This window comes from Endozoicomonas sp. NE40, from assembly GCF_040549045.1.
Classification (GTDB): Bacteria; Pseudomonadota; Gammaproteobacteria; order Pseudomonadales; family Endozoicomonadaceae; genus Endozoicomonas_A; species Endozoicomonas_A lisbonensis.
This window is the reverse complement of record NZ_JBEWTB010000002.1, coordinates 1,420,000-1,446,914: the sequence shown is the minus strand read 5'-3', so window position 1 is coordinate 1,446,914 and position 26,915 is coordinate 1,420,000. Positions and strand designations below refer to the sequence as shown.

Sequence of the window (26,915 nt, the reverse complement as noted above, 5' to 3'; positions counted from 1 at the left end):
ACATAAAGCTGTCACGACCTTCAAAGAAAATGATGAGTTCTAATCGAGCTTAACTCTTTGGGGGATCAAATGAATCAATCTGGACTGACTGCACTTCTTGCAGTACTTTTTCTATCCAGCTCTCTGGCTTTCGCTGTACCTCTGGATCGGTTTACTGTTACAGCGAATGCCGCTATATCCGGACATAACATTGAACAGCTGTCGAATGTTTCCCCGGATCAGTGTGCAGCGAGTTGTCTGGACTCATCCCGCTCTCAGTGGTGTGTGTCGTTTGATTATTATAAAGGTAGTAACAAGTGCGACCTGAGCAATAAAAATGCACAGGGTGTGGGAGGGCTTAAAACCAATTATCCCGGTAACCCTTATGATCATTATTCTCTGATCAGCAACCCGATTGATAGTTTTATCCAGACACCGAATGCGGCCATTTATGGTCATAACAATGAGCACCTGACGCAGGTGACTCCGGAACAGTGTGCTGAAGCCTGTACGGGAGCCAACCGGTCCTACTGGTGTCAGTCGTTTGATTACTATAAAGAGGCTAAAGCCTGTGACCTCAGTGATAAAAGGGCCACAGATGTCGGAGACCTGAAAACAGATTACCCCAATAACCCGTATAACCATTACAGCAGAATCAGTGGCGAGGCTCCGGCTAATCCGATTCCTGGTAACAAGCATGTGCTGTTGATTGGTCTTGACGGACTGCGTGGTGACAGCATTCAGTGTAACAGCTGCGCTGAAACCCCAAACATGGATGCCCTGATCGAAGGCGGTGCGTTTCATGATAATGTTCTGGCGGGAGGTCAGCAGGTGACGGTCAGTGGACCTGGTTGGGCCAGCGTTTTTACCGGCTACTGGGATGATGATCATGGTATCACCTCAAACAGCACCAGCCTGAAGCTTGGAAAACCTCATGTGTTCGACCTGATCAGACAAAGTTATCCGACAGCAACCAGTGCCGTGGTAGCAGACTGGGTTAACCTGACGACGAATTTACTGCCGGAAAATGTCGACTATGTTTACGGCAACAATAATAAGGATTCGCAACAGGCAACGGACAAGGTGATTGAATGGTTGAGCTGGGAGCATGCGCCTTCAGCCATTTTTTACTATCTTCATAACATTGATATTCACACCAGCAGCTATGACCCTGACAGTGCCTATTATCAAGCAGCCATAGAGAAGGAAGACCAGCAAATTGGTCAGGTGCTTAACGCCCTCAGCAGTCGTCCGAATTATGCCAGTGAAGAATGGTTAATTGTTGTGACATCGGATCATGGCGGGCTGGGTAGCGGGCATGGAGGTCAGAGCGCAGAGGAACGAAATACCTTTGTTATTTTGAACAACAACTACAGTAACCCTGCTGTACCGGCTTATTGTCTGGGTAACCTGAACAATCAGGGTATGACTCAGGTTGATAGTGCAGCTCCCCATATTATTGATTTTCTGGGATTGGATTATCAGACCGCTGGGAGCAGGCATCCTGCCTGCGGTTACTGATAGCTGTGTCACGATAGAAGTCAGCTCAGGGCTTTTGCTTTTAAAACCCTGAGCCTTTCTATGATTTATTCCTCCCCGGGCTCCGGAATAGGCGCTGGCTGGCTTTTCGTGGTTTGTAGAATGCTGTGGCGCACTTCGCTGGTCAGTACCTTGAAGGCTTCTTCAGCCACCCTTACAACGTCTTCGCCAAAGTTCAGCTTGTTGGTCTGGCAGATGTCCAGTACACCGTTCAGGCGCAGCTGCTCGATAAAGCCTTTGAAAAGGGCTTTATCAAAGAACTCCGGCGCATTCAGGCCGTGAATAATAGACAGGCGCTGAGCCAGGTCGCGACTCTGGTTTTCAAGGGTCTCCTGCTCAATGGAACCACTGCCATTGCTGATCAGCAGACTGATGACCATATAGAAACGCTCAATGGTCTGGGAGATGGCGCGGGACAACACGGTCAGCATCACATATTTGGCAGAACTCTGTTCTGGCTGATAGAAGACCTTGTCGCTGTCAACGGTAATCAGCCCTTCGTCCAGCAGGGTGTTCAGCCACTTGCGCACCACCCGCATAAAGCCCTGTTCACTCCAGTGCAGGAACAACTCTGCTTTCAGATAGGGGTACAGAATCGTGCAGACGCGGTAAATTTCGCGCAGGGTCAATCGATCGTTGTTAACAAACAGACAGCACAGCAACGATGGCACGGCAAACATGTGCAACACGTTGTTGCGATAATACGTCATGGCGACGGCGGTTTTTTCTTCCAGAGCGTACACGTCGCCCAGGGAGTCGCTGATTTTGGTGACAACGTTCAGTTTTTCCGCATAACGCAGCATGGCGTGACCGTCGAGGTCGGTCATTACGGTTTTTGAACTGTATGGACACTGGCTCATGATTCGACAGTAGGTGTCCAGCAACAGAACCAGCTCTTGCTCGCCCAGCGCATGCCTCGGAGAAGACAGCAGAGCCATCGCCACCATATTGATCGGGTTCAGGACGGCTGCGGAGTTGATGCCACTGGCGATATTAAAAGCCAGCTGATTGGTGGCATCTTTCAGCCAGGCCGGTTTTTCGCTGGCAGAAGAGTGGCTTTCCCAGCCCGGTACGTCTTTGTCCAGCATGGTTCCCAGGTCAATCGGTTCACCAAAGTTCAGCCAGGCTTTACCGAACTGGTCTTTAAGTGCGGTCAGCGTTGTGAATACGTCAAAAGGAGATTCTTTTTTCTTGGACTTGCCACGCAGTTCTCCAAGATAGGTTTTCACCTCCAGCAATTTTTCGTAACCGATATACACTGGCACAAAGGTCACGGGTTTGCGGTTGTCGCGAATATAGCTGCGCATACTGATCGACAACATACCGGTTTTCGGGTTCAGGGTGCGGCCGGTGCGGGAACGACCACCTTCCACAAAGTATTCAATCGGGAAACCTTTCGTCGACAGCGTGTGCATGTATTCATGGAACACGTTGCTGTACAACGGGTTGCCCCGGAAGGTCCGGCGCATAAAGAAAGCACCGCTTTTACGCAGAATGGTGCCTACCACCGGCATATTCAGGTTGATGCCTGCGGCAACATGCGGGGGTGTGAGACCTTCATAGTACAAAACATACGACAGCAGCAGGTAATCAATGTGGCTGCGATGACAGGGTACATACACAATACTGTGGGTCTGAGCCAGGTCACGGATCTTTTCGACATTGTTAATGGAAACGCCGTCGTATTGTTTATTCCAGAACCAGGTCAGCAGGATATCCAGAAAGCGCAGCACCGGATAAGAATAGTCTGACGCGATTTCATTGGCATAGGTGCGGGCTTTCTGCTCTGCCTCTACCAGTGTAATGTCGTGGGCCGCAGCTTCTGCTTCAATGGCCTGACGAATCTGTGGTGTATGGATCAGGGTATTGACCAGGTTGCGACGGTGCGACAGGTCGGGGCCTATCACCGACTCGCGCAGCTGGCGAAAATGAACTCTCAGTATCCGGCCAACTTTGCGCAGGGTTCGCGGGTGATCCTGGCCTTCATCAACAATCTCGCGCAGAGACATGGCTGGATTGAAGTGCACCATGGAATGGCGGCCATGCAGCAGGATGGCAATAAACTTGCGAAATCGACCACCCAGGCTGAAATTCCAGTCGAACAGCAGTTTAAGGGCTGAATGTTCTTTGTCCGGGGCTCTTCCCCAGAACACGCTGACAGGAACCAGCTGAACGTCACTGCCTTCCTGTTCTTCTACCTGTTTCAGCAGGTTTTCCAGAGTGTTGGAGTGCTTTGGGCGTTCTCGTTGTAAAATAAGGCCTTCCTGCCGGGTCAGGAAGAAGTGAGCGCGGTCGCCCTCCCGGGCATCGGCATCAATGTAAGCGTAAGGGCGGGGCAGACCGGCTTTCCGGCAGACGCTCTCCAGTATCAGCAGATCAGACAGGGAGCGGTTGCGCAGAACGTAACAAACCGGCTTGTCAGGCTGAAGGCCAAGGGCTTCAGCGCTATCGTTCTGAACCGTAGGTCTTGTCACCAGTGCGAGCAGTTTACGCAAACTGTGAAAAACATAGCGGCTGAGTGTAATGGGTTTATGCATGGAATGGCTATAGCCTGCAAAACAGATGAATTAGGTCGGGTGAAAGGTGGTAAAGTAGCGCACCTTTGCAAACGGCGTGATTTTAGCTTGATTGTGTTTGATGACGCAAAGCGGCAGATCAATTCCTTTGTTGGTAATTATCATGGGAATGCATTTATGGCTGTTTGGTCGGACTTTAGTCTTGATTCGACGTCTGACGGGACTGAGACTTTAGGTTTAAAACGTCCCGGTGCTTTAGATCAAACCGAAAATGACACCTTTTCGGTGTTTCCAGAGGGACAAGTCCTTTACGCTTCTGCAGAAGGCGCATTGATCTGGACAGATTGTCATAGCATACCTTGTTTTTTTTGTTCCCCTTATGAATATTCCATAATCTGGAAAATTCGAAAGTATTGCGAACATGGAACAGCCCCGTTTTTTTATCGCTCCAGTTAACAATATCCGGATGTTCACCGCTATTAACGAGATGCCATAAAAAAGGAAGCAACAGCAATCTGGAGCGGTTGCGGGAAGTGCCTCTTGTTATCCGGTTATTCGGTTCTGGTGAATAGTTATCATCGATCCGGACCTCTTCATTTTCACTGATCTCTTCACTGTCACTGGGTTCTTCACTGCTACTGGTTTCTTTACTGTCACTGGATTCCTCACTGTTACTGGTTTCTCCACTACTACAAGCTGATTCAACAAGGTTACTTTCAAAATTTCTGAATGGCTCCCAGTCAGGAAATATGTCCATGGACTCAATACCGATAAACTCTTCCTCTGTGCAAAGCAGTGACTCAAGTTCAAGACGAGTGGATACCGTAAGATCATCAGATGTGGGAAGCGTGTCAATGGACACTACATCAACAATCTCCTCATCTTTAAACAGCCATTCATAATCAAAATCAAGCAAGGCAACCCAGCTTCTGGGGTAGGCTTCACGACAGGGTGTCGTACCGCATTTGGGGCAGTATTCTGTTGGATTATAAGTGTGGTCAGAGTCCGGGTTATTATCGTCACCACCATCCTGATGACAGGGGTGCCTCTGGCACAGAGATATCAGTGTGCAATGGCCGGTAGGGCAGTTTGAGTCTGATCCGCTGGAATAGCAATAAGCGTGGTTTGACGGGTGCTGACTGGTCATGTCAGAAGGCTGGGTGACAGCGGCCTGGTAAAGCACCAGAGCCATAAACATCAATGCAACCTGCCTGATCATCTGCCGCGTTGCTGAAAGGCTTTCGCCAGAGGAGAGACCAATAGACAGAATCGTGGCAACAGCACTTCGGAACCCCGGCAAAAAATGGAACCTGCACTCATGAAGCGTGTAACCGGATTTCGGGTCTTCACTATGAACCGGGTAATGAGAAAAGAGAGAGGGCAGCTCCTGGTCTGTGAGTTCAGGAGGCAGCATTGTGGTCAGGCATGAAACTTCAATAGGATTGAAGGACTGATAAGGGGCAGCAAGGGGCGCAGGTGGCTCTGCAAAAAGCAAAGGCTGAAAGAGTAGGCTGAAAAGTGGCAGCAGCAGAATTAAACAGCTCCGGGAGCCGGGTATTTTTCCATTCAACACTTTTCAGCTCCTTTCTGCTATTTGTATGACAGAGCTTTCAGGGAGCTGGAAGTGTAGTCAGTTTTTTCTCTATGGAAATAAAATTTTCATCACCGGTGGTGAAGAAAAACGCATTGGCGCGCAGAGAACTTTTGCCACTCATCGGCTCCTATGACAGCACATACGGTGATGATGAGTATATCGAGCAGGTTGTGATCACACATACCCGGGCAACGTGGGTCTGGTACTACGTGCTTCCATGCGAATTTTTTGCTCTGAGAAAATGACGGAGCGAGTTTACAACGAAGTCTCCTTCAGGTTTTCAAATTGATGCAATTGCCCTGTTGTTCTGAACCGCAGGTCTTGTCACCAGTACGAGTAGTTTATGCAAAGTGGCAGATAGTGGAGTCTGAGGCCTTAATCTGCCCGTTAAAATACCTAACCAACCTGTTATTAATAAATCATGATCAAAACAGTAACCTTGGTGCATAAATAAATTAATGTGATCAGGGAGGAGAGAGCATGGTTACAACAGCTCAAATAAAACAGCCAATAGTGACGACAGGGGGTACCTCCTGTCATCAAACCGGGACAATAACCCCGGACAATATAAATTTTCATGGCCGTGCTGTTTCAAAAGCGGATGCCTCTCCATACAAACTGTCCGTTTATCTCGCTAATAATCATAGTTTTATCAAGCTGGAGGATAAGGAGAGAGATGTAGCTATTGCAGCAGGCCTTTATCCTAATGAAAGTGAAGAAATGAAAACGGGCTATGCTGCTTTGCCAGAGATACTTGTTTCTAAACTGCCGGGAGCCATTGGTGATGAATTCGACAGTTATAAGAGTCAAAATGGCTTTGAGAGCAAGCCCAAAGTGACATTCCCTCTTTTGGAAGAAGAAGCCATGGAAATAGAAGAATTTGTAATGGATTACGCAGATGCCTGTAATAAGAACCTCCCCGGTTGTATTTATCAGGCACTCACATTTAACTGTGTCGACTTCGCACAAACTGCATTTTCAAAAACGTCGTACCCGGGACATTTTGTGGAATACTTTCCAACTAAAATGTTGATGCAGGATTTTGGAGAGGCAACCGCTTACGCTTCACTTTCTGCTCCTCATGTACAAGCCTGCTTAAAAAGTAGCACCCTGATGCTAGCTGTCTCAATGGGTTCTTATCTCGTGCCAAAGGCGGCTTCGGCTGCAACATCATTAGGTAGCTGGTTGACATCCTCCCTCTGGCCAAAAGCGACAGCCAACGAACCGATTGACCCAAAAACTCTGCAAAGCCGCTATAAGAGTGTCAAATCCAGCTTTTATGCCTGTGAGAATTTTTGGGCTGAATTTCATAGCAGGAACCAAGCAACGTCTGCGCTTATTAGCGAGAGTACAGACCTGCAGTTCCGTTTTTTGGAAGTAGAAAAAACAGTGGAAAAAGAAGGCTATGGGGGGAAAAGCCAGGCCGGCCTCGATAAAGAACTCAAGATGCTGGAACAGGATTTCAGGACTCTTGATGAAAAGCTTAAGGTACAACTGGGCAAAAGCTTGAATACAGCGTCTTGATAATGAGTTGGCAGAATTAAGCAGCACATTCTGCCATTAACAAACTGTCCATAAACCCTTGCGATAGCTACTCCCCACAGGGCATAAAGGCTATGACTCCTTACGCGTCTTTATGCCCTCTGGGTATTTATGCCCTTTAGGTATTACCCGGCATTCGGCCAGGACAGGGTTCCCTCTTCGCCGGACTCTGTGATCTGCCACCATTCATCCATATCTTCACCATCCGACCAGGGTGCCGCATTGGCACGAACCCGACACCGGGCAAACGCCTGCAGGCTGCGGGCGCACTCCCGGTCATCAGACCAGGGCGTTTGTGGTGATTTGAACCAGATGCTGGTCCAGGCTTTGCCCACGGCGTTCTCGACGATCATCAGGGGAATATGCCCATCCAGGATGAAATCGTGAACCACTTTACCGCTCTGTACGGTTTCAATGGAGGAAAAACAGCTTTCAAGCCAGCTCTGAATATCAGCCAGTTTGAGGTTTTTGGCATAAATTTCGATGTCTTGAATCGTATCAGGCGTTGTCATATCTGTTGTCAGCAGTTAATGCTTATTGGTCAGCAAGCGGGTCAGAATGCCCTGATAAATCCGGCTCAGATCATCAAGGTCAGACGCTTTAACACACTCATTGACTTTGTGAATGGTGGCGTTCACAGGTCCCAGTTCAACCACCTGGGTACCTGTTGGCGCAATAAATCGACCATCGGACGTTCCTCCGGAAGTCGACAGTTCGGTAGCCCTGCCGGTAATCGCACTGATCGCGTCACGGGTGGCGTTAACCAGGGCGCCGGGCTGGGTCAGGAACGGTTGTCCACTGATATGCCATTCAATGTCATAGTTCAGTTTGTGGGCATCCAGAATGGTCAGAACGCGTTGTTGCAGCTGTTCGGCAGAGACTTCCGGGGAAAAGCGGAAGTTGAAGTTTACCTCGCATTTGCCCGGAATAACATTGCTGGCACCTTCACCCGCCTGAATATGCCAGATCTGGAAGCTGGTGGGCGGAAAGTACTCGTTGCCATTATCCCAGACTTCGCCAGTCAGCTCAGACAGTGCCACTGCCACTTCATGTACCGGATTCCTGGCCAGATGCGGGTAGGCCACGTGTCCCTGAATACCCTTGATCACCAGATGACCGTGCATGGAGCCGCGACGGCCGTTTTTGATCACATCGCCCACCAGACTGGTGCTGGAAGGCTCCCCAACGATACACCAGTCGATTTTTTCGTGGCGGGCTTCCAGATGTTCAATCACCTTGACGGTGCCATTTTTCGCCGGCCCTTCTTCATCACTGGTGATCAGAAAAGCGATGGAACCTTCGTGGTCAGGAGACTCCTGAAGAAACGCTTCACAGGCGGTGACCATGGCGGCAAGGCTGCCTTTCATATCGGCAGCGCCACGACCGTGGAGCATGCCTTCGTCGTCAATGATGGGGGAAAAGGGTGGATTGCCCCATTTGTCTTCAGGACCTGTGGGAACCACATCGGTATGACCGGCAAAGGCGAGTACAGGGCCGGTGTCGCCTTTGCGCAGCCAGATATTATCCACCTCGCCAAAGCGTAATCGTTCTACTTTGAACCCTAAAGGTTCCAGCCGGCTGATCATCAGTTCCTGACAGCCTTTATCTTCCGGGGTGACGGAAGCACGGCTGATCAAATCCATGGCGAGTTTCAGGGTTTCAGAAGTCATGCAGGTTCTTCAGTCTTTATGATTTATTAAACGTCGATTGTAGCACTGGTTCCATGTTTTATTGTGGATACTACTTAGCAAGCACTTAATCGGATGTTTTTTGTTTGAATTCGCAGAGGTCTTCAATAATACAGCTGCCGCATTGAGGCTTTCGGGCTTTGCAGACATAACGACCGTGAAGGATCAGCCAGTGGTGGGCGTCCACCAGAAACTCTTTTGGAACCAGCCTCAGCAGTCGCTTTTCAACCTCCAGTACGTTTTTTCCGGGAGCAATGCCGGTACGGTTGGATACCCGGAAAATATGGGTATCCACCGCCATGGCCGGTTGTCCGAATGCGGTGTTGAGGACTACATTGGCGGTTTTTCTGCCAACGCCGGGCAGGGCTTCCAGAGCTTCGCGGTTATCGGGAACTTCACCATTGTGCAATGTCAGCAGCATCTCACAGGTCTTGATAATGTTTTCTGCTTTGGCGTTATACAGGCCAATGGTTTTTACATAGCTTTTCAAACCCTCCAGCCCAAGATCCAGAATCGCCTGCGGTGTATTGGCTACCGGGTAGAGTTTATCGGTCGCCTTGTTTACCCCTACGTCGGTGGCCTGGGCGGACAAGATAACGGCTATCAGCAACTCAAAAGACGAGCTGTAGTTCAGTTCCGTAGTCGGGTTCGGGTTCTGATCCCTTAAACGGTTAAAAATTTCGGTACGTTTTTGTTTATTCATTAATCGATGTTATCCGAAACGTCACTGGCAGGAAGTTGATGATTAATCAGATTCAGTGTTTTTTCCAGTGCGCCACGGTTAGAGGCGACAAAGTGGGCGGCGTTCTGGCTCATTTCCTTATAGTGTGGTTTGTCGGTAATGAGTCTGGCAATGGCTTCAGCCAACTGTTGCGGCGAGTCAACCAGCTGCATGCCGCCAGCCCTGACCAGGGAGTCGCTGATGTCCTGAAAGTTAAACACGTGCCGGCCGGACAATACAGGAAGACCCAGTACGGCGGGCTCCAGCATATTATGGCCTCCGCGTTCAATCAATGAACCGCCCACAAAAGCGATGTCGGATGCGGCAAAGAACGTCATCATTTCGCCCATGGTATCACCCAGTACAACGCTGGTGGACGGTGTCAGGGGCTGGTTTTCGCTGTGTCGGACAACGTTACACCGGCTATTTTTTACCAGCTCATTGACAGCGTCAAAGCGTTCCGGATGCCTTGGTACCAGAACCAGTAGTAAGTTGTCGTGTTGTTCCCGCAGGCTGTTGAAGGCATCAAGAATCTGCTGGTCTTCACCTTCATGGGTGCTGGCTGCGGTGATGACAACAGGAGGTCGGCCTAACCCTTCTTTCCATGTGCTTTTTAAATGCTTGCCCTGTTCTACTATTTCAGGGCTGATGGACAGATCAAACTTTACACTGCCGGTAATGGTCAGTTGTTGTTGTGGCAGTCCTAAACGAATAAAGCGTTCACCGTCGTCTTTGCTCTGGCAGGCGACCATGGGGATCTGTTTCAGCATAGTGCTGACCAGCCCTTTCATACGGGCATAGCCCCGGGCAGACCGTTCAGACAGGCGGGCGTTGACAATAATGACTGGAATGCCCCTTTTGTGGCAGGCTGCAATGGTGTTGGGCCAGAGTTCCGTGTCAATAATCAGTGCCAGCTCTGGCTTTATTTTATTCAGAAACCGGTTTTGCGCATCAGGCAAATCATAAGGGCAGTAAATGTGCCTGACCCGGTTGCCCAACAGGTTGCCATAGAGCGCTTTAACGCGATCCGAGCCGGTAGGAGTCATGGTGGTGACCAGAATACGATGTTCCGGATAACGTTCCAGCAGCTCCCTGACCATGGGCGCACTGGCAATGGTTTCCCCGACCGACACCGAGTGTACCCAGATAACCGGTTTGTCCTGTGGCAGGGTGGGGAAAAACCCAAACCGCTCCCCCCAGCGTTTGCGGTAGGCCGGTGCTTTGCGGGCGCGAACAAGCATCCGCAGCATAACCAGAGGAGTCGCCAGATAGAGCAGTGCAGAGTAGATAAAGCGGTTCATGCCCGTGTTGTTGTGCCTTGTCCAGGTGGTTAAAAACCAGAAATAATAACAGATTGTTAATCCGTTATTACGATCCACCCAGATAATTCAGTAACCACTGCCCAATAACAGAACTGTCGACAGGTTGTTTAATGGATTGCATACCCTCAATGATTCTGGAATGGGGTATCACTTTTTCCCGGCTGTGAATTAATGCCTCCATATAGGCTTTAGTGAATTCAGGGTGTCCCTGAATACTTAGAAAATGGTCACAGTACGTCACCATGTAATAGGGACAGAAGTCACTGGTTGCAATAATAGTGGCGGTTTCGGGTAAATGTTCTATCTGCTCTTTATGACTGACCAGCGCATTCAGCGAATTGAGCGACGGCTGCATCCAGTCATGATGTTCTGTCAACGTATTCACAGATACGCCAATTCCCCAGCCTTTGTCCGATTCGGCGACTCTTCCACCAAGTACTTTCGCCATCAGTTGATGCCCAAAACAGATGCCCACTGTTTTTTGCCTGTCAATGTAGAGTTGTTTTACAAAGGCTTCCAGGGCTGAAATCCATGGGAAAGGGTCGTTAACACTATGGCGGCTGCCAGAGATGACCCAGCCATCGCAGTCATTTGTATTTTCAGGGAGTTGCCCGTCAAGCGCACGATAAGTGGTGATTTGCAGAGTCGGGTCATGTTGCTCAAGCAAGGCTTGAAACATATCGGGGTAATTGCCGTGTTCTGGTTGAAACTGAGTCTGCACATCATCGCATAGCAGCAGGCCAATATTCATCAAATGTCCCCCTGTATGGCGGCTGCAAAAATTGTCTGGTAGTCCGTAGCGGAAAAAGTAATGGGGTTGGTTCCGGCGGAGGGGTCTTCAAAAGCCATTTTTCCAACTCTCTCGCTAAGGGTGTCGTCTATACCAATCTCTGCCAGACGGTGAGGAATATTGCACTGCTGGCGAAGGGTTATAACCCATTCAAAAAAGGCTGAAAAGTCTGGTGCTGGCAGGTCCAGGTAGCGGCTTAAGCGAGCAATATCATCGCTGATAACGGACTCGTTTGCCTTGAGAACATAGGGCATCAGAATAGCATTCAATAAACCATGGTGAGCATCATAAATGGCACCCAGAGGATGAGCGAGAGCGTGCATGGCACCTAATCCTTTCTGGAAAGCCGTTGCTCCCATTGTTGACGCAACCAGCATCTGGGTACGCGCTTCAATATCGTCACCATGGCTGACAGCGACCGGCAGGAAATCTTTAATAAGGCGAATGCCTTCGACCGCAATGCCTTTTGCCATTGGGTGATAAGACGGTGAACAAAACGCTTCAAGGTTGTGGGAGAGGGCATCAATACCGGTTGCGGCGGTAATAGCGGCTGGCAGACCACAGGTTAATTCCGGGTCCAGAATAACCGTCGCCGGTAGCATATTGGGGTGGAAAATTATCTTCTTGACCTGATCCTGCTGGTGGGTGATCACAGAGGCCCGCCCTACTTCGGAGCCTGTCCCCGCTGTTGTTGGTACTGCAATAACCGGTGCCATTGTGGCCGTGTTGGCACGCAGATAATTATCTCCGACATCTTCAAAATCCCATAAAGGACGATCCTGCCCCACCATCAAAGCGACGGCTTTGCCTGCATCCAGTGCCGAACCGCCCCCAAAGGCGATAACCCCGTCATGGTTGTTTTTCTGGTAGGCAGCAACGCCCGCATCAATGTTTTCGCCGGTAGGATTGGCTTTAATGGCAGAGAAAACCGAGCATCCTGCCAACTCTGTTCTGCAATGTTCCGCAGCATTTTTCAGAAACGGCAGGTTTACCAGTCCGGAGTCTGTAATAATCAGAGGATTCGTTATGCCTGCTTCACGACAGGTGTCAGGCAGCTCCCGGATGCGACCCACCCCTGCCCGGACTGCGGTTGGGTAATGCCAGTTGGCGGTATACTGTTCAAAATCCATCATGCAATACTCGCGTCAGCAAGGGTTATAAAGCGTGTTTTATATGGAACGATTTAGGCCTGGTCAGGGCGTCATAACCTAAGGATGACAGTGTGCAGCCACGTCCGGAGTTCTTTATGCCTGTCCATGCCAGTGCCGGGTCCAGATAGTCGCAACGGTTGATAAAGAAAGTCCCTGTTTCTATCAACTCTCCCAGAGCGATCCCCTGATTAATATCAGAGGTAAAAACAGATGCTGTAAGGCCAAACTCACTGTCGTTCATTAACGCAATGGCTTCTTCATCAGACGACACTTTCTGTACGCCAACCACGGGGCCAAAACTTTCTTCCGTCATTATTCTCATAGTATGGTCAACCCCGGTAAGCAGCTGTGGTGCCATATAAGGTGTTCCTGTTTTGTTCATGGGGAACAGATCCGGATCAATATGGGCTATAGCCCCCTGTTGTACGGCTTCATTCACCTGTTCACGAACAAACTCCGCAGCGCTGGTGCGAACCATAGGCCCCAGTGTTGTTTCAGGATCATCCGGACGACCCAACCGGTAAGCCTTGATCAGCGCAACCGCTCTGGCAATAAAAGCATCAAACACACGTTCATGGACGTAAATACGTTCAATACCACAGCAGGATTGACCAGAATTGAAAAAAGCGCCATCAATAACGGTTTCTGTGGCCGCTTCAAGATCAGCATCGGCACGGATATAAGCCGGGTCTTTGCCACCCAGTTCCAGCCCGACACCGATAAACCGTCCTGCTGAAGTTTTTTCGATATGACTTCCGGCTGATACGGAACCGGTGAATGCAATGTGTTGAACGGTGTCCGACTGAATCAGGTATTCCGTATCTTCATGGGACAGATGCAGGTATTGAAATAACCCGTCAGGCAGACCCGCCTCTGCAAAAGCGGCAACCATCCGCTCGGCACAGAGTGGCGTTTGCGCGGAATGTTTGAGCAGTACCCCATTGCCAGCCATCAGTGCGGGCAGAATACTGTTAACAGCGGTCAGCAGCGGGTAATTCCAGGGAGCAATGACTACGACAACGCCAAGAGGTTCTTTTTTTATATAGCGGGTAAAGCCGTTTTTTTCTGGTAGCTCTAAAGGCTGCAAAGCCTGTTCGGCTGCCGTCATCATAAACCGGGCTCGCTCTTCAAAACCATCTACTTCCCCGGCTGCAAACTTAATGGGTCGTCCCATCTGCCAGCAGATTTCATGAGCAATGTCGTTTTTCTGACGGACAAAAGCCCCGATGGCTTTATTACAAATAGACTGTCGTGTAGAAAGCGATGTCTGCTTCCATAAGACCTGTGCTTCTTCTGCTTTGAGCAGAGCCTTATCAATCTGTTTCCTGTTAGCCAGTTCCCGCTCGACATACACTGAGCCGTCAATAGGGGAGATCGTATGTTGAACCTTTGTCATAGTGCATCCACGGTTGGGTTAAATGATTTCGAAGTAGCGATCCATCTCCCAGTCAGTGATGTGTTTTCTGAACTCTCTCTCTTCCCACTCCCGGGAGGCGGCGTAATGCTCTACGAAATCGTTCCCCAGCATGGATCGCGCAGATTCAGACTGTTTAAATCGCTGTGCTGCCTCCCATAACGTAGCAGGCAGGGCAAGCTCCTTTGGGTGTTGTTGCTCATAAGCATTGCCCCGCACCGGGTCACCTGGCTCCCACTCATTAATAATGCCCTGCAAACCGGAAGCCAGAGCGGCAGCCAGTGCCAGATAGGGGTTGGCATCGGCAGAGCCAAGTCGGTATTCAACACGCTGGGACTGGTCAGAACCGGGTATCACCCGCAGTGCGGTTGTACGGTTCTCTATGCCCCAGGTGGCATCGGTAGGCGCCCAGAAACCGGGAATAATTCGGGTATAACTGTTTACGGTAGGAGCCAGCATGGCGAGAAACTCTGGCATCAGACGCTGCTGCCCGGCGATAAAGTGTCTCTGGATCTGGCTGATTCCATGCTCTTGGGCTGAGTCATAAAATGCTGAACGATTGTCGTCTGAATGGCGCAGTGACAGATGTATGTGTCCACTCTGGCCCGGGTAATCCGCTGACCATTTTGCCATAAAGGTTGCCATGAGTTCATTCTTTTGCGCCAGCACCTTGATAAAGGTTTTGAACAGAGCAGCCTTGTCAGCTGCCTGAATGGCAGAATCTACAGCAATGGCTGCTTCAATAACGCCGGGGCCGGTTTCGGTATGAACGCTTTCCAGTGGGAAGTCCATGGTCTGGGACAGAGACAGAATCTGCTGATACAGGTCAGAGTGTACGGAGTTGCGCAGAATGGAGTAACCAAACCAGTCCGGGGTAAAAGGCTGAAGATTACGGAAACCTTTTTCACGGACGGAATCCGGCGTTTCCCTGAACAGGAAAAACTCATATTCCAGCGCAGCCTGAACCTCAAAGCCCAGTGATTCTGCCTTTTGGATAACCCTTCTTAACGTGCCTCTGGGGCAAATGGCTTCAGCCTGGTCGCTGAACTCTCCCATAAACAGCAACATACCGTCTTCGAAGGGAATTTCACGGCAGGACTCCGGCAGGATTCTGACGGGGGCATCGGGGTATCCGGTATGCCAGCCAGTATACTTAACGTTGTCGTACAGCTGGTCTTTGCTGTCCCAGCCCAGAATGACATCGCAAAAGGAAAAACCCTTTTCCAGAGAAGAAAAAAACTTTTCCCTGCTCATGTATTTGCCCAGCATAATGCCGTCATTATCAAACAGGCCCACTTTCACATGGGTCAGTTTGCGTTCTTCGACGATCTGTCTGGCATCGGCTACAGTCTTGACGTTTCTGGGATTCAGCATGGGGTTGCACCGGTTTTTACCGTGAAAAAATGTTTCATTCACTCACGGCTTTTTATGGTTATTATGTGGAAGCACCAAAATTCTGATATCTACAAAATGTTATAGCGGAAAGAATGCCTGAACAATAACCAGAAAATATGATTTCATCTGACAGGCTACTGATGGGGCTTATCAATGACTGAAAAAAAACAGGGTTACCGCTTAACCCGGATTTATACCCGCACCGGCGACAAAGGCACCAGCAGGCTGGGCGATGGACAGGTGTTGTCCAAAAGTGACGCACGGTTTGAAGCGATAGGTACAGTGGATGAACTGAACAGCTGGATGGGGATGTTGTTAAACAGCTTAAGAGCCGGCGGCGATGTAACAGCGGATCAGTTATCGCGGATTGAGCAGATACAGCACAGTCTGTTTGATGTGGGTGGCGAACTGGCGATGCCCGGCTATCAGCTGATTCAGGAAGAGCACACCAAAGACCTGGAAGATCTGATCGATGAACTGAATGCCCCCTTACCGCCGCTGACCAATTTTACCCTGCCCGGAGGCGGAACAACGGCCTGTCATTGTCATATGGTTCGAACCGTTGCCCGGCGTGCAGAACGGTCTGTCGTACGACTTCAGGAGTCTGGTGTGGAGATCAATGCGCCGCTTCTTACCTATCTGAATCGTTTGTCAGATGTTATGTATGTGCTGTCGCGCCACTGTGCCAGAAAGGATGAAGGCGAAGTGTTATGGCAAGCTTCGGCAAAGAAAAAGCTGTAAAATTTCCCAGTGCATCAAAACGATAGTTCCGTTATGATGTGCGCCCTTGTAAGGGTTTTGCGCATACTTGGTTGAGATTTACTTATGCGCACGGAGAGCCGGAAGGCTTTCAGGGAACTGGGTTTTAAACCCGGCTGTACCCGCAACTGTGACGGACGAGAGTCTGGTGATACACCACTGAACATTGTGTTTGGGAAGGTAGCCAGACTTTATGACTCCGAAGCCAGGAAACCTGCCTTTGCAAAACAACCAGTAAACGAGGAACAACACTGATGAATGACGTGTTTACCGTTTATAAACACCGGGCGGGTTACCTGGCGGTTGAGAAAATCTGTGGATTTCCTCTCCAGAGGCATTTGTTAAATACACATCTGCTTCTCTGTCGGATCGTACTGGTCTGACGGCTGCCTGCCGCCCTGAGAACTTCGATTAACCTCAGGGATGTCATGAAACGCATTGCTTTCTTTCTGACTTTATCTCTTCTTTCTGCCACGGGTTTTACCGACCAGGTCTCTTCGCCAAAGTCGCCCCGCTGTGCTCAGGATGACCTGAATCGACAGGTGTGCGCGGCTAAACCCATACAGCGCATTATCTCTCTGGCTCCGGGTGTCACTGAGCTGGTGTATGCCGCTGGTGGTGGCGAAAAAGTGATAGCCGTTGATGATCACAGTAATTATCCCGAAGCTGTAAAAGCTCTGCCTAAAGTGGGGGGATATCCCAACACCAGTGCTGAGGCGATTCTGGCAAAGAAGCCTGATCTGGTGGTGATCTGGTCAGGAGGGAATGATTCACGGTTGTCGACACAGCTGGAAAGAATCGGGCTGAATGTTTTCTATGCTGATCCTGTTGATTTTGCTGGCATTGCATCGGTTATACGACGCATGGGGAAAATCATGGGGACAGAAGCGGTGGCTGAAAAGAGTGCCGATGCCTTCTGGCAGCACTATGAATCGATCAGAAAACAGTTCAGTCAGGCAGAGCCTGTCACTGTGTTTTTTGAAATCTGGGATAACCCGTTGATGACGGTCAATGGTAGGCAGATTATCAGTCAGTCCATTGAGCTGTGTGGTGGTGTGAATGTTTTTGCCGGTGCTCGCCCCAGAGTTCCCAAGGTGAGCATTGAAGCGGTGCTGGCAAAAAATCCCGATGCTATCGTCAGCTCGGAAATTGTGCAGAAAAGCCATGATATTAACCGCCGCTGGAAGCCGTATTCGCAGATCAGCGCGGTCAAAAATGGTTTTCTGTTTACGATTCCCGGCGACCTGATCGCCCGACCAACCCCCAGAGCCCTGAAAGGTGCCGAAGTTCTCTGCCAACAACTCGATAATGTCAGAGCTGCTAAAAAGCGCACTGCACAAGGAAAACACTGAATGTCGTATAAATTACAGGCAGCCGTTGGGGTTGCTGTTGCGGGTTTTGTTAATGCTTCGCTAGCAGCCGACGATGTGTATCGTCTGGATGATGTGGTTGTCACTGCTTCGCGTACCGCTCAGACGGTGGATCAGGCGCTGGCACCGGTGACGGTGATTACCCGGGAGGAGATTGAGAGGAGTCAGGCGAGTTCAGTGACTGAACTCCTGCAACGCACACCGGGTTTGCAGATAGCGACGAATGGTGGGCCGGGTAGTAAAGCAGGCGTAATGTTACGAGGCACCCGAACCGCTCAAACACTGGTTTTGATTGATGGTCACCGGTTTAACTCTCCAAACGGTAATGAAGCCCCGCTGGAATACATTGACCCTGACCAGATTGAACGCATTGAGATTGTGCGAGGTCCCCGTTCCAGCCTCTATGGGGCGGATGCGGTGGGTGGTGTTATTCAAATTTTTACTCGTAAAGGTACAGGCAAGCCCCGTTTTCAGGTTAAAGCCGGGGCAGGTAGTCGTGGTACCAGCGAATTGGGTTTGAATTATGGTGGGGAAGTTGATGGAACCCGCTTTGATATCAGTGGTAAATTTTTTGAAACCGCAGGCTACGACCATACGGATTCTACTTTAGGACGGGATGGTGATGACGATGGATATCGAAATAAATCCATAGCAGCCAGTGTTTCTCGGGTGTTTAACGATGCTTTCGAAGCAGGAGCATCGGTTTCTCATTTTCAGGGCAAGTCAGAGTACGACCATAACTCAGCTTGGGGTAATACGAATACCAAGCCATACAGTGACTTTGAACTGACAAATATCAGCACCTTTGCGAATGCTAATATTCTTGAAGACTGGAGCGCAGCGTTCAATCTTGGCTATAGCTATGAAAATATCAAACGCTTTGAAGAGGGTGGCAATCCTAAGCCAGTTGTGACCAGTTATGGTAAATCCAAGCGATATACTGGCAGCTGGCTGAATGATATTGGCTGGTCAGACAATCAGCTTTTGACGGCGGGTATCGATTATTCCAAAGAGCATATGGATAGCAGTTCCAATTATGCAGTGGACTCCAGATACAATGTCGGTGTCTTTGCCCAAAACCACACGACCTTTGATGGAAGTGATTTACAGCTGGGCTTACGACGGGACAAGAATGAAGTTTATGGTTACAACACAACAGGCAACATTGCCTGGGGTGTTGATCTTTCAAGTAACCATCGCTTGATCACGTCCTATGGAACAGCGTTCAGGGCTCCTACCTTTTTGGATTTGTACTATCCGGGTGCTGAAGCACCCAACCTGAAGCCTGAGTCATCGGAAAATTTTGAGGTAGAGCTTAAAGGCAAGGTCAATCATACAACTAACTGGTCGGTTTCAATTTATCAAAATGAAATTGATGATTTGCTGGTATGGAATAATGATCTTGGTAGCTTCGGACGGATGGATAATGTTGATAAAGCTCGTATTCGAGGTGTCGAATTTGTTTATGTCACAGAATGGCAAGGTTGGTTGATTAATTCAAATCTGACCTTTGTTGATCCTGAAGACCTTAAGGCAAAAAGAACTTTGGATCGACGAGCAAAGCAGCTGTTTAATGTTAACGCTGACAAACAGTTTGGTAAATATAGCCTGGGCTCCACACTCCGGGCTCAGGGGCATTCTTATGAATATAATGACTTCGCTGGAACGGTTAATCGCCTTTCAGGGTTTGCTACTGTGGATTTAAGAGCTGGGATGCAGGTCTCTAAAGAGCTAAAAGCAGAGATTAAATTGACCAACTTAATGGATAAAGATTACTCCACTGCTTTAGGTTACCGTGGAGAGCCCAGGGGCATGTTTGTCACATTTATCTGGTCTCCAGAGATTTAAATCACTTTGATTGCCTGACTGTTCCCTCGTTGTACGAGGGAACACTTTCACACTCTTTAGTTTGGTTTCACAAAGGTTGCTTCTATGTCTCTCAAAAAATCCAAAGACATCCGGGAACTCTGTTACCCGTTTATCTATGAACAGTCCGCCCTGTGCGACTACGAGATCATTACCGATGAGTTGTGCGCCACACTGGGCGGTGTTATTTCAGAGCTGGAAGATGATGAGCGGTTTGCCGATATTTACCGGTTTCTGGATGAACTTCAGCCGAAAATATTTAACCTGAATGGTTCGATTCGTGGGAAACAGGCGATATTTGAAGAACAAATCCAGTGGCTGAGAGAGCACTTTGATCGCTATCAGACAGAAATTGAAGGGCGACTTAAAGGTTTTGTTCTGCCTCGTGGCGGGCGTGCGGTTCAGCTGATCCATGCCTGCCGTTCCCAGTGCAAGAAAACTGTACGGGCGCTGGTGGCTGTCGATGCAGAAGGTATTGATGTGCCTGACGAACTGCATCGTTTTGCCAATATGCTTTGTAATCTGTTCTTCCGTCTGACGGTTGTGATTAATGGTCGGCTGGGCATTGTTGAACCGGCTTATACCAGCAAAAGTTACAACCTCAAGCCGCCAAAGCCTGTAAAAGCCAAGACAAACTGAAATTTTGCACGTATGTTTACTATAAAGGGCTAAAAAAATACGGGAGACGCCGATATTTAAAAGTTCTGAAGACCTTACCTGAATGAATGCTGAGGAGGAGCAAGGATGCTTCTTGTAGTAGTTGTTGCCGCTTTGATTGTTTTGCTGACCGCTGCCTTGTCTGTGATTGAATCTGCCATTATTTATGTTGATGAATTGAGACTGGCGACCATTCTGAGAAACAACCCGAAAAACCGGGACGATATAAAGTACGTTATTCGGCAGAAAGACAGACATTTGTCGTCTATGGTGGTGCTGATTACTTTAATCAGCATTGCCGGCAGTTCTGTTATTGGTGCGATTGCTGCCCGCCAGTTTAACGACCTTGGTTTAGCAATTTTTACTGTACTGCTGACTTACTGCATGCTGGTATTTGCAAAGATTCTTCCCAAACTGTATGCCGTACAGGTTGCCGATCAGATACTGGACTACACGGCACCTTTTGTCCGCGTTGTGGCCTTCCTGTTACGGCCGGTTATTCGCTTTACCCTGGTGTGGACACGGCTGTTTGGCATTGAAGACAAGAGAAAGCCCACCCTTGACGAGTTGAAAGGCATTATTCGGCACTACGGCAAGACTGGCATTATTGCCAGAGATGAACGCAAGATGCTGGAGCAGGCACTGACCTCTAACCGCACGACACTGAACAATTTTCTGGAAGATACGGGGCCAACGGTTTGCCTTAAAGCCGAGGCAACCCTGGGGAATGTTCAGGAGCGGGTTCTGGACCAGCCTTATAAGCGTTACCTGGTGGTAGACAATGGTAAAACGACAGGCGTTGTTCTCTACCGACACTTAACCAGCAGTCTGATACGTGGGCATTACGACAAAAAGGTAGGCGAGCTGGCCAGACAGGTCGCCTGGCTGGAGCCTGATGCCACGCTGCTGGAAGCTATGCAGACCCTGCATGAAACCCGTTCATCCGTTGCGCTGCTGCGTGGAACCGACCCGGAGAAGACCCGAATGGTGACTGCCAAGCAGATCTATCGGGCTATTCTCCAGAGTGCCTGAATGCAGCGTTATTCGACCGAGTCGATTTCGGCATCGGTCAAATAGCGCCACTCACCGGGAGCCAGTGAGTCGTCCAGCTCTATCAGACCGACCTGTTCCCGGTGCAGACCCACCACTTTGTTACCCATCGCAGCAAACATTCGTTTAACCTGGTGGTACTTACCTTCAGTAATGGTGAGCAACACTTCGGTGGGTGAGAGTATTTCCAGCTTTGCCGGTCTGGTGACGGTTTTTTCACTGCGCAGCTCAATGCCTCTGGCAAAGGCTTCAACGGCATCGTCCTGAATGGCATCGGCTAATTCGACGCGATAACGCTTACCGCATACTTTTTTAGGCGACATCAGCTTATGCGACCACTGTCCATCGTCAGTGATCAGCAACAGACCGGTGGTATCCACATCCAGTCGACCGGCAATGTGCAGGGTGCTGACTTTATCAATGTCCAGCAAGTTCAGGACGGAAGGGTAATCGTCGTCTGCTGTAGAGCTGATGAAATCAACCGGCTTGTTCAGCATGATGTAGCGAAGGCCGCGTAAAGACAACAGATTGCCTTCAATTCGAACCTCTGCCCCTTCCGGTACTTTAAAGCTGCCGGTTTTGATCACCTTGCCGTTGCAGGTGACCTCGCCGCCACGCAGCAGGCGTTTGGCTTCTGCGCGGCTGAGTTCAGTGCTTTCACACAAATATTTATCGAGACGCATGGTTCATATCAACAAGATATAGAGTGATTACTTCTGCTTTGCAGCCCAGTCCAGAAAGCTTTGGCGCGTGGCGCTGTCAGCTTCTTTGAACCAGTATTTCAGCATGCGCTCAGCGGTCACGTTCTCTTCCGGAGTATTATTTGCCGCACCGGAATAAATGGTCGTGTCCTGCTGTGCATTGGCAAAGCCGTGGGAAGACTCGGCCACCTGAACGCCAGCCAGCTCCGGGAAGGCGGCTTCATTCTCGGACAGGTTAAATCTGCGAACATCGGCAGCGTAGTTGCGACCAATCTGAATACCTCGGGAAGGCAGTGTGGCAATCTCAAAGGAAACTTCTTCCTCCTTTTCGTTCACCACAGTGATCTTGCTGCCAGGGTTACGGTTGATGGCGTCAGCCTGTCGTCTGTTAATCAGTCGTGGTGCTTCAATCACATACTGATGACCATCCAGCGGGTGAAAACTGATCACAAAAGGTCTGGAAGTGAACTGTTCGACATTATTGCCAGAGCCGAGGGTTTCTTTCAGTTCAAAGACTACCTGATGACGCTTTCTGGTCAGCTTGATGGGCTCACCTCTGTTCAGGTCAAGGTCTTTGGCAGCTTTGCCATCAAGCACCAGCAGTTCTGCTTTGACAGGTAGTTTGAGAGTGCTTTTTATCTCGGCAAGGGCAGGAGAGCTTATCAGTGTCAGGGTAAAAAACGAGAACAACAGAGCTTGCAATGTGCTGGCGGCTCTCATAGTAACGCGCATGGTAACTACCTTCATAAGTGAACATCCGGGGAAGGCACAAAATGCCGCAGAGATGCTGCAAAAGCAAGCGTGAATGTCTCCGCAGAAGGCTTTCAGGGCGTGAATTCTTGATGCTAACTACTTATACTTGCCGCACTTAACAGTAACTAATCAGACTTATGAACCAAACCGTAGAAACAGATAACGTGACCGGGATTAACACAGATGTTGTAGTCATCGGTGGCGGTATCGCCGGACTCTGGCTGTTTAATACCCTGAATAAACAGGGGTACAAGGCACTGCTGCTGGAAGATGAAACCCTGGGGGGCGGGCAGACGATCAAGTCTCAGGGCATTGTTCATGGTGGAACCAAGTACACTCTGTCTGGCAATCTGACCAAGGCAGCGGAGTGTATTGCCGGTATGCCGCAGCGCTGGCGCGATGCCCTGGCAGGCCAGGGGGATGTTGACCTGAGCGATGCCCGGGTGTTGTCTGAATACCACTACCTGTGGTCTCCGGGTGATATTGCATCGCGCATGACATCATTCTTTGCCAGCAAGGCGCTGCGCGGACGTGTGAATCAGGTCAAAGATCGTGAAAACCTGCCAGCGATTTTCCGTAACGACAGTTTTCGCGGCAAGGTTTATGAGCTGAACGAAATTGTTCTGGATATCCAGACGGTAGTAAAAAGCCTGGTCAAAGGGTTGGAGTCCCGCACCCTGAAGGTTGACTGGACTCCCGACAGTGGCGATTCGCGTCTTGTGACGGATAATGGTGAAATTGCCTTTATTGAACATACTCAGGGTAATGTGACCTATCGTATCCATGCCCGCAAATTTGTGCTGACTGCCGGAGAAGGCGCACGCACCCTGATGGGGCGCTGGGGCATCAGCGAACCTGAAATGCAACTGCGTCCGCTACACATGGTGATGGTGAAGCACGCTCATCCCGATCCTCTCTATGCCCACTGCCTGGGTGTCAAAACTGTACCCCGGATGACCGTAACCAGCCACCCGACAGAAGATGGTCAGTGGGTCTGGTATCTGGGCGGAGAGATTGCAGAGGACGGTGTGGAGCGTACGTCGGAAGAACAGATTCGTGTTGCCCGTCGGGAACTGGCGGCCATCCTGCCCTGGGTAAACTTCGACAATGCTCAGTGGTCGACCCTGCGGGTTAACCGTGCCGAACCCAAACAGAGCAAACTGCTGCGTCCGGACGCTGCTTTTTGTCAGTCGGTGGGCAATGGCATTGTGACCTGGCCTACCAAACTGGCGCTGGCTCCGAACCTTGCGGACGAAGTCGGTCATCTTCTTGATGCAGACGGTATTCAACCTTCAGACAATGAGTCATTTGCACTGCCAGACAATCTGAAGCACCCTCAAGTCTGTGAACAGTTCTGGAGCAAGCATTTTGACTGAACCCCTGTTATCAACCCGGCCAGTGGCCGGTACTGACATTGCGGTGTCGCCTGTTGGTTTTGGCACCGTCAAACTGGGACGTGACCAGCAGGTGAAATACCCGCAGGGGTTTAAGATTCCTGACGATCAGGCGGCCAGCGATTTGCTGGCTCTGGCCCGGTCCCTGGGCATTAATTTGCTGGATACTGCGCCAGCCTACGGCACCAGTGAGGAACGACTGGGTAAATTGCTGAAAGGCCAGCGTCAGGACTGGGTAATTTGCAGCAAGGTGGGTGAAGAGTTTGTTGAGGGTGAATCCCGTTTTGACTTTTCACCGGAACACATTCGCTTCAGTATTGAGCGCAGTCTTAAACGATTAAAGACGGATTACATTGATATGGTGCTGGTTCATTCCAGTGGCGATGATGTCAATATTATTCAGCAGTATGGCTGTCTGGAAGTGCTGGCAGACCTGAAGAAAGAAGGTCTGATTCGCGCCACTGGTATGTCCACCAAAACAATAGACGGCGGCATTCTGGCACTGGAGCAATCCGATATGGCCATGGTGACTTATAACCTTAATGAACAGGCTGAAAAACCGGTTCTGGACTACGCCGCAAAACACGACAAAGGCATTCTGATCAAAAAGGCACTAGCCAGTGGGCATGCCTGCCTGGAAGGTGAAGACCCGGTTGAGAAAAGCATGGAGCTGGTGTTTGGTCATCCGGCGGTGGCTTCTGCGATTATCGGAACGATTAATCCAAAACACCTTCGGGAAAATGTTGAAACCTGTGCCAGAGTGTTGAGAAACAGAGTTTAAGGTTTTTAAAGTATTAAAGCCGTGAATCGCTGAATACTCGTTCCGGAGACTATCAGATTAAAATTTCTGATAGTCTCCGGAAATTTCAACTATTATAACTCCTGCTACCGAAAGATCTCCTGAATGACAGATCAAAAAAAACAGACCATTAACTTTCGGGCTTAAAATTAAAATGATTTCACTGTTTTAATTTTTCAACCACTATTCCAACTGATTTAAACAATAATTTTTTCGAGGGCTCAGTTCTGATGTTGCGCTCAGGAAAAATGAAAAAAGCAATTTACTGTCTGATCTGGCTTATCCTGCCCTGCGTGATTTCAAGTTCTCTTTATGCGTTTTTTTACAAAATTTCCTATAAGAATACTTCCGGAGAAACTGTTCTCTTTTACATAAAAACCAATGCTTTTGTGGGAGGGAGGGAAGTTCGCCTCAATACTGGCTGGCTACAACAGCATTCCACTTTTTTGTCGTTTGGCTCATTCACTGTGATGCGGGCTGGAAGATACACGGTAGAACACGTTCAGGAAGCGGATACGCTGGGACAATTTGTATTCAATATTCTTGGCGGTCCGGAGATGAGTACTCTGCTTCACAACCCAGATGAATCGACAGGAGCAGACTGTCCACCCGATAATAATGATGTGTACAGGATCAACCCTGGTGTGGAGTTGGCAAGAACAGTGCTTCCTGCACTGCAAATGATTGAAGGGAAGCTGGCCCGCTCCGGCATTCAGGAAATTTCCGGGGTAAATTATGTGAACGAAGGCAATCAGTCTGATCTGTACGTTCACTTTATCACAAGCCATTCAGAGGCTGACGGCTCAACAATGGACAACGCCAGTTCTCTGGCAGACAGCCTGGTAGAAGAGGGTGTTATCAGTGGCTGGCGACATCAGTCCCAAAGCATAAGGCGGCCTGTAGAAAATATGCTAACTCTTGTGTTATCAGGCCTGTTTGCCCCCGGCAGCCAGGCGCTTTCGGGAAGTAGCTCTTACAGAACGGACAGGCTGCAAATCCTGCTTACTCGATTTTTAGAGGCAAGCTGGGATGGCTGCAACTGTCTGGTCTTTCAGGTTGGTTATTCCCGAGCGGTTTATATAGCTCTGAATGACTCTCTACGTGAAAGTCATAGAAGGTCTTACGATGCCCGCACAGTATCTCTTTTTGCGCGGCAAATAATAAACCAGAGTTTTGAAAACATTTCCGGGGATATTGAACCGAACAAGGCCACATGGGGGCAACAATGGCCACCCCGCGAGTATTCCAGTACGTTGTCCGCAGAGTATTGGAGAACCATTGAGCGCCTGTACAATGATAACCTGACAACTGTACACCGAAATTTCCATCACGACAGGCAAAGCTGGCGCTCAATCCGATACTTTCGGATTACTTCTGTTTTGATGACACCCTCTAGTGGTGAGTTTTACATGGAGTATTTGATCCAGCGATTAGAGGCTGTCATAAGAGACATTCAAGCGATCAGGAGACACATTGATACATCGGGTTTGAATCTTGAATTCAGATTTATCAACATTGAGGACGAAGCGGACAGAACGCGTGTCAACTTTATGTTGGTGAGCTATATCACCGATGAATGTCAGGAAACAGATACTCTTCAACAGGTTCCGGGTCTGGATGGAGCAACCAGCTTTCTGACCTCAGTGATGCGCTGGAGCCCCGTATCCATATCCGTTCAACAGCATGCCAGTGCGCTGGCGGTGACTTCAGCCCCATTGAGTCAATACTTTCCACCTGCTCCGGAATTGGGTCGTATTCCTGATGATACCGCAGTTCCGGGAGATACGCCTTTAGAAGTACGGGGTAACAGTGACCAGGGAATGGATGAAGAGAATGAGGATTGCGCCTGCCCCCTGACCAGAGAGACCAGTTTTATGTCAGAGTAGTGGCACAGGGTGCCGTTTCAACGGTTCAA

At 49.5% G+C, this 26,915-nt stretch carries 23 protein-coding genes and 1 riboswitch; of the genes, 11 read left to right on the top strand and 12 right to left on the bottom strand.

What is annotated here, in order from left to right:
- Nucleotides 1-69 precede the first annotated feature (69 nt).
- Complete coding sequence (locus V5J35_RS07420; protein WP_354010640.1) at nucleotides 70-1,500, top strand: PAN domain-containing protein; 1,431 nt, start codon at nucleotides 70-72, stop codon at nucleotides 1,498-1,500.
- Between the two features lie 65 nt (nucleotides 1,501-1,565).
- Here V5J35_RS07420 and plsB read toward each other — a convergent pair whose 3' ends face one another.
- Complete coding sequence (gene plsB / locus V5J35_RS07415; protein ID WP_354010639.1) at nucleotides 1,566-4,055, bottom strand: glycerol-3-phosphate 1-O-acyltransferase PlsB; 2,490 nt, start codon at nucleotides 4,053-4,055, stop codon at nucleotides 1,566-1,568.
- Nucleotides 4,056-4,230: 175 nt separating this feature from the next.
- A complete protein-coding gene (locus V5J35_RS07410; protein WP_354010638.1) occupies nucleotides 4,231-5,607 on the bottom strand; it encodes an ETS domain-containing protein in 1,377 nt (458 codons plus the stop codon).
- A 71-nt stretch (nucleotides 5,608-5,678) separates the two neighbouring features.
- Between V5J35_RS07410 and V5J35_RS07405 the strand changes: the two genes are divergently transcribed.
- Nucleotides 5,679-5,873: a hypothetical protein gene (locus tag V5J35_RS07405; protein WP_354011397.1), complete on the top strand. Its 195-nt coding sequence runs from the start codon at nucleotides 5,679-5,681 to the stop codon at nucleotides 5,871-5,873.
- A gap of 235 nt (nucleotides 5,874-6,108) precedes the next feature.
- The gene (locus V5J35_RS07400; RefSeq protein ID WP_354010637.1) at nucleotides 6,109-7,152 is read left to right on the top strand and encodes a hypothetical protein; all 1,044 of its coding nucleotides are present in this window, start codon (nucleotides 6,109-6,111) and stop codon (nucleotides 7,150-7,152) included.
- A gap of 143 nt (nucleotides 7,153-7,295) precedes the next feature.
- Here V5J35_RS07400 and V5J35_RS07395 read toward each other — a convergent pair whose 3' ends face one another.
- The 8 genes from V5J35_RS07395 to V5J35_RS07360 all read right to left on the bottom strand — a co-directional run bounded on the left by V5J35_RS07395 (nucleotide 7,296) and on the right by V5J35_RS07360 (nucleotide 15,630).
- Complete coding sequence (locus V5J35_RS07395) at nucleotides 7,296-7,682, bottom strand: hypothetical protein (RefSeq protein WP_354010636.1); 387 nt, start codon at nucleotides 7,680-7,682, stop codon at nucleotides 7,296-7,298.
- Nucleotides 7,683-7,697: 15 nt separating this feature from the next.
- Nucleotides 7,698-8,840 carry a succinyl-diaminopimelate desuccinylase gene (gene dapE / locus V5J35_RS07390; RefSeq protein WP_354010635.1) on the bottom strand — a complete coding sequence of 381 codons (1,143 nt, stop codon included), beginning with the start codon at nucleotides 8,838-8,840 and terminating at the stop codon, nucleotides 7,698-7,700.
- An 85-nt stretch (nucleotides 8,841-8,925) separates the two neighbouring features.
- The gene (gene nth / locus V5J35_RS07385; protein WP_354010634.1) at nucleotides 8,926-9,561 is read right to left on the bottom strand and encodes an endonuclease III; all 636 of its coding nucleotides are present in this window, start codon (nucleotides 9,559-9,561) and stop codon (nucleotides 8,926-8,928) included.
- Nucleotides 9,561-10,958 (bottom strand): lipid IV(A) 3-deoxy-D-manno-octulosonic acid transferase, encoded by a 1,398-nt coding sequence (waaA, locus tag V5J35_RS07380; RefSeq protein WP_354010633.1) that lies wholly within the window; start codon nucleotides 10,956-10,958, stop codon nucleotides 9,561-9,563. Before waaA ends, nth begins: the two co-directional genes overlap by 1 nt.
- A complete protein-coding gene (locus tag V5J35_RS07375) occupies nucleotides 10,948-11,652 on the bottom strand; it encodes a type 1 glutamine amidotransferase (protein WP_354010632.1) in 705 nt (234 codons plus the stop codon). The genes waaA and V5J35_RS07375 overlap by 11 nt, the downstream gene beginning before the upstream one ends.
- Nucleotides 11,652-12,821, bottom strand: a complete 1,170-nt coding sequence (locus tag V5J35_RS07370; RefSeq protein WP_354011376.1) for an iron-containing alcohol dehydrogenase — start codon at nucleotides 12,819-12,821, stop codon at nucleotides 11,652-11,654. The genes V5J35_RS07375 and V5J35_RS07370 overlap by 1 nt, the downstream gene beginning before the upstream one ends.
- A 25-nt stretch (nucleotides 12,822-12,846) precedes the next feature.
- On the bottom strand, nucleotides 12,847-14,238 hold the full coding sequence (locus tag V5J35_RS07365) for an aldehyde dehydrogenase family protein (protein WP_354010631.1): 1,392 nt from the start codon (nucleotides 14,236-14,238) through the stop codon (nucleotides 12,847-12,849).
- A gap of 18 nt (nucleotides 14,239-14,256) precedes the next feature.
- A complete protein-coding gene (locus tag V5J35_RS07360; protein WP_354010630.1) occupies nucleotides 14,257-15,630 on the bottom strand; it encodes a glutamine synthetase family protein in 1,374 nt (457 codons plus the stop codon).
- A 174-nt stretch (nucleotides 15,631-15,804) separates the two neighbouring features.
- Between V5J35_RS07360 and V5J35_RS07355 the strand changes: the two genes are divergently transcribed.
- The 5 genes from V5J35_RS07355 to V5J35_RS07335 all read left to right on the top strand — a co-directional run bounded on the left by V5J35_RS07355 (nucleotide 15,805) and on the right by V5J35_RS07335 (nucleotide 21,335).
- Entirely contained in the window at nucleotides 15,805-16,392 is a 588-nt protein-coding gene (locus V5J35_RS07355) for a cob(I)yrinic acid a,c-diamide adenosyltransferase (protein ID WP_354010629.1), read from the top strand.
- Between the two features lie 57 nt (nucleotides 16,393-16,449).
- A riboswitch (cobalamin riboswitch) is annotated at nucleotides 16,450-16,646 on the top strand.
- Between the two features lie 192 nt (nucleotides 16,647-16,838).
- Complete coding sequence (locus tag V5J35_RS07350) at nucleotides 16,839-17,762, top strand: cobalamin-binding protein (RefSeq protein ID WP_354010628.1); 924 nt, start codon at nucleotides 16,839-16,841, stop codon at nucleotides 17,760-17,762.
- Nucleotides 17,763-19,628 carry a TonB-dependent receptor domain-containing protein gene (locus V5J35_RS07345; RefSeq protein ID WP_354010627.1) on the top strand — a complete coding sequence of 622 codons (1,866 nt, stop codon included), beginning with the start codon at nucleotides 17,763-17,765 and terminating at the stop codon, nucleotides 19,626-19,628.
- An 84-nt stretch (nucleotides 19,629-19,712) separates the two neighbouring features.
- A complete protein-coding gene (locus V5J35_RS07340) occupies nucleotides 19,713-20,285 on the top strand; it encodes an ATP:cob(I)alamin adenosyltransferase (protein WP_354010626.1) in 573 nt (190 codons plus the stop codon).
- Between the two features lie 105 nt (nucleotides 20,286-20,390).
- Entirely contained in the window at nucleotides 20,391-21,335 is a 945-nt protein-coding gene (locus V5J35_RS07335) for a CNNM domain-containing protein (RefSeq protein ID WP_354010625.1), read from the top strand.
- A gap of 8 nt (nucleotides 21,336-21,343) precedes the next feature.
- Here the strand turns inward: V5J35_RS07335 and rsuA are convergent, their stop codons facing one another.
- Nucleotides 21,344-22,036, bottom strand: coding sequence for a 16S rRNA pseudouridine(516) synthase RsuA (rsuA, locus tag V5J35_RS07330; RefSeq protein WP_354010624.1), 693 nt, complete (start codon nucleotides 22,034-22,036; stop codon nucleotides 21,344-21,346).
- 27 nt (nucleotides 22,037-22,063) lie between these two features.
- A complete protein-coding gene (locus V5J35_RS07325; protein WP_354010623.1) occupies nucleotides 22,064-22,801 on the bottom strand; it encodes a YccT family protein in 738 nt (245 codons plus the stop codon).
- Nucleotides 22,802-22,944: 143 nt separating this feature from the next.
- Here V5J35_RS07325 and V5J35_RS07320 point away from each other — a divergent pair, with 143 nt between their 5' ends.
- The 3 genes from V5J35_RS07320 (at nucleotide 22,945) to V5J35_RS07310 (ending at nucleotide 26,886) form a co-directional block, all read left to right on the top strand.
- Nucleotides 22,945-24,183 (top strand): NAD(P)/FAD-dependent oxidoreductase, encoded by a 1,239-nt coding sequence (locus V5J35_RS07320; protein ID WP_354010622.1) that lies wholly within the window; start codon nucleotides 22,945-22,947, stop codon nucleotides 24,181-24,183.
- Nucleotides 24,176-24,982, top strand: coding sequence for an aldo/keto reductase (locus V5J35_RS07315; RefSeq protein WP_354010621.1), 807 nt, complete (start codon nucleotides 24,176-24,178; stop codon nucleotides 24,980-24,982). The genes V5J35_RS07320 and V5J35_RS07315 overlap by 8 nt, the downstream gene beginning before the upstream one ends.
- 266 nt (nucleotides 24,983-25,248) lie before the next feature.
- Complete coding sequence (locus V5J35_RS07310) at nucleotides 25,249-26,886, top strand: hypothetical protein (protein WP_354010620.1); 1,638 nt, start codon at nucleotides 25,249-25,251, stop codon at nucleotides 26,884-26,886.
- Nucleotides 26,887-26,915: the final 29 nt, after the last annotated feature.

What these genes read in the sequence shown, in the direction of transcription:
- V5J35_RS07420 (WP_354010640.1), top strand. Translation starts at nt 70, where the DNA reads ATGAATCAATCTGGACTGACTGCACTTCTTGCAGTACTTTTTCTATCC.
- plsB (WP_354010639.1), bottom strand. Translation starts at nt 4,055, where the DNA reads ATGCATAAACCCATTACACTCAGCCGCTATGTTTTTCACAGTTTGCGT.
- V5J35_RS07405 (WP_354011397.1), top strand. Translation starts at nt 5,679, where the DNA reads ATGGAAATAAAATTTTCATCACCGGTGGTGAAGAAAAACGCATTGGCG.
- V5J35_RS07400 (WP_354010637.1), top strand. Translation starts at nt 6,109, where the DNA reads ATGGTTACAACAGCTCAAATAAAACAGCCAATAGTGACGACAGGGGGT.
- V5J35_RS07395 (WP_354010636.1), bottom strand. Translation starts at nt 7,682, where the DNA reads ATGACAACGCCTGATACGATTCAAGACATCGAAATTTATGCCAAAAAC.
- dapE (WP_354010635.1), bottom strand. Translation starts at nt 8,840, where the DNA reads ATGACTTCTGAAACCCTGAAACTCGCCATGGATTTGATCAGCCGTGCT.
- nth (WP_354010634.1), bottom strand. Translation starts at nt 9,561, where the DNA reads ATGAATAAACAAAAACGTACCGAAATTTTTAACCGTTTAAGGGATCAG.
- V5J35_RS07375 (WP_354010632.1), bottom strand. Translation starts at nt 11,652, where the DNA reads ATGAATATTGGCCTGCTGCTATGCGATGATGTGCAGACTCAGTTTCAA.
- V5J35_RS07370 (WP_354011376.1), bottom strand. Translation starts at nt 12,821, where the DNA reads ATGGATTTTGAACAGTATACCGCCAACTGGCATTACCCAACCGCAGTC.
- V5J35_RS07365 (WP_354010631.1), bottom strand. Translation starts at nt 14,238, where the DNA reads ATGACAAAGGTTCAACATACGATCTCCCCTATTGACGGCTCAGTGTAT.
- V5J35_RS07360 (WP_354010630.1), bottom strand. Translation starts at nt 15,630, where the DNA reads ATGCTGAATCCCAGAAACGTCAAGACTGTAGCCGATGCCAGACAGATC.
- V5J35_RS07355 (WP_354010629.1), top strand. Translation starts at nt 15,805, where the DNA reads ATGACTGAAAAAAAACAGGGTTACCGCTTAACCCGGATTTATACCCGC.
- V5J35_RS07350 (WP_354010628.1), top strand. Translation starts at nt 16,839, where the DNA reads ATGAAACGCATTGCTTTCTTTCTGACTTTATCTCTTCTTTCTGCCACG.
- V5J35_RS07345 (WP_354010627.1), top strand. Translation starts at nt 17,763, where the DNA reads ATGTCGTATAAATTACAGGCAGCCGTTGGGGTTGCTGTTGCGGGTTTT.
- V5J35_RS07340 (WP_354010626.1), top strand. Translation starts at nt 19,713, where the DNA reads ATGTCTCTCAAAAAATCCAAAGACATCCGGGAACTCTGTTACCCGTTT.
- V5J35_RS07335 (WP_354010625.1), top strand. Translation starts at nt 20,391, where the DNA reads ATGCTTCTTGTAGTAGTTGTTGCCGCTTTGATTGTTTTGCTGACCGCT.
- rsuA (WP_354010624.1), bottom strand. Translation starts at nt 22,036, where the DNA reads ATGCGTCTCGATAAATATTTGTGTGAAAGCACTGAACTCAGCCGCGCA.
- V5J35_RS07325 (WP_354010623.1), bottom strand. Translation starts at nt 22,801, where the DNA reads ATGAAGGTAGTTACCATGCGCGTTACTATGAGAGCCGCCAGCACATTG.
- V5J35_RS07320 (WP_354010622.1), top strand. Translation starts at nt 22,945, where the DNA reads ATGAACCAAACCGTAGAAACAGATAACGTGACCGGGATTAACACAGAT.
- V5J35_RS07310 (WP_354010620.1), top strand. Translation starts at nt 25,249, where the DNA reads ATGAAAAAAGCAATTTACTGTCTGATCTGGCTTATCCTGCCCTGCGTG.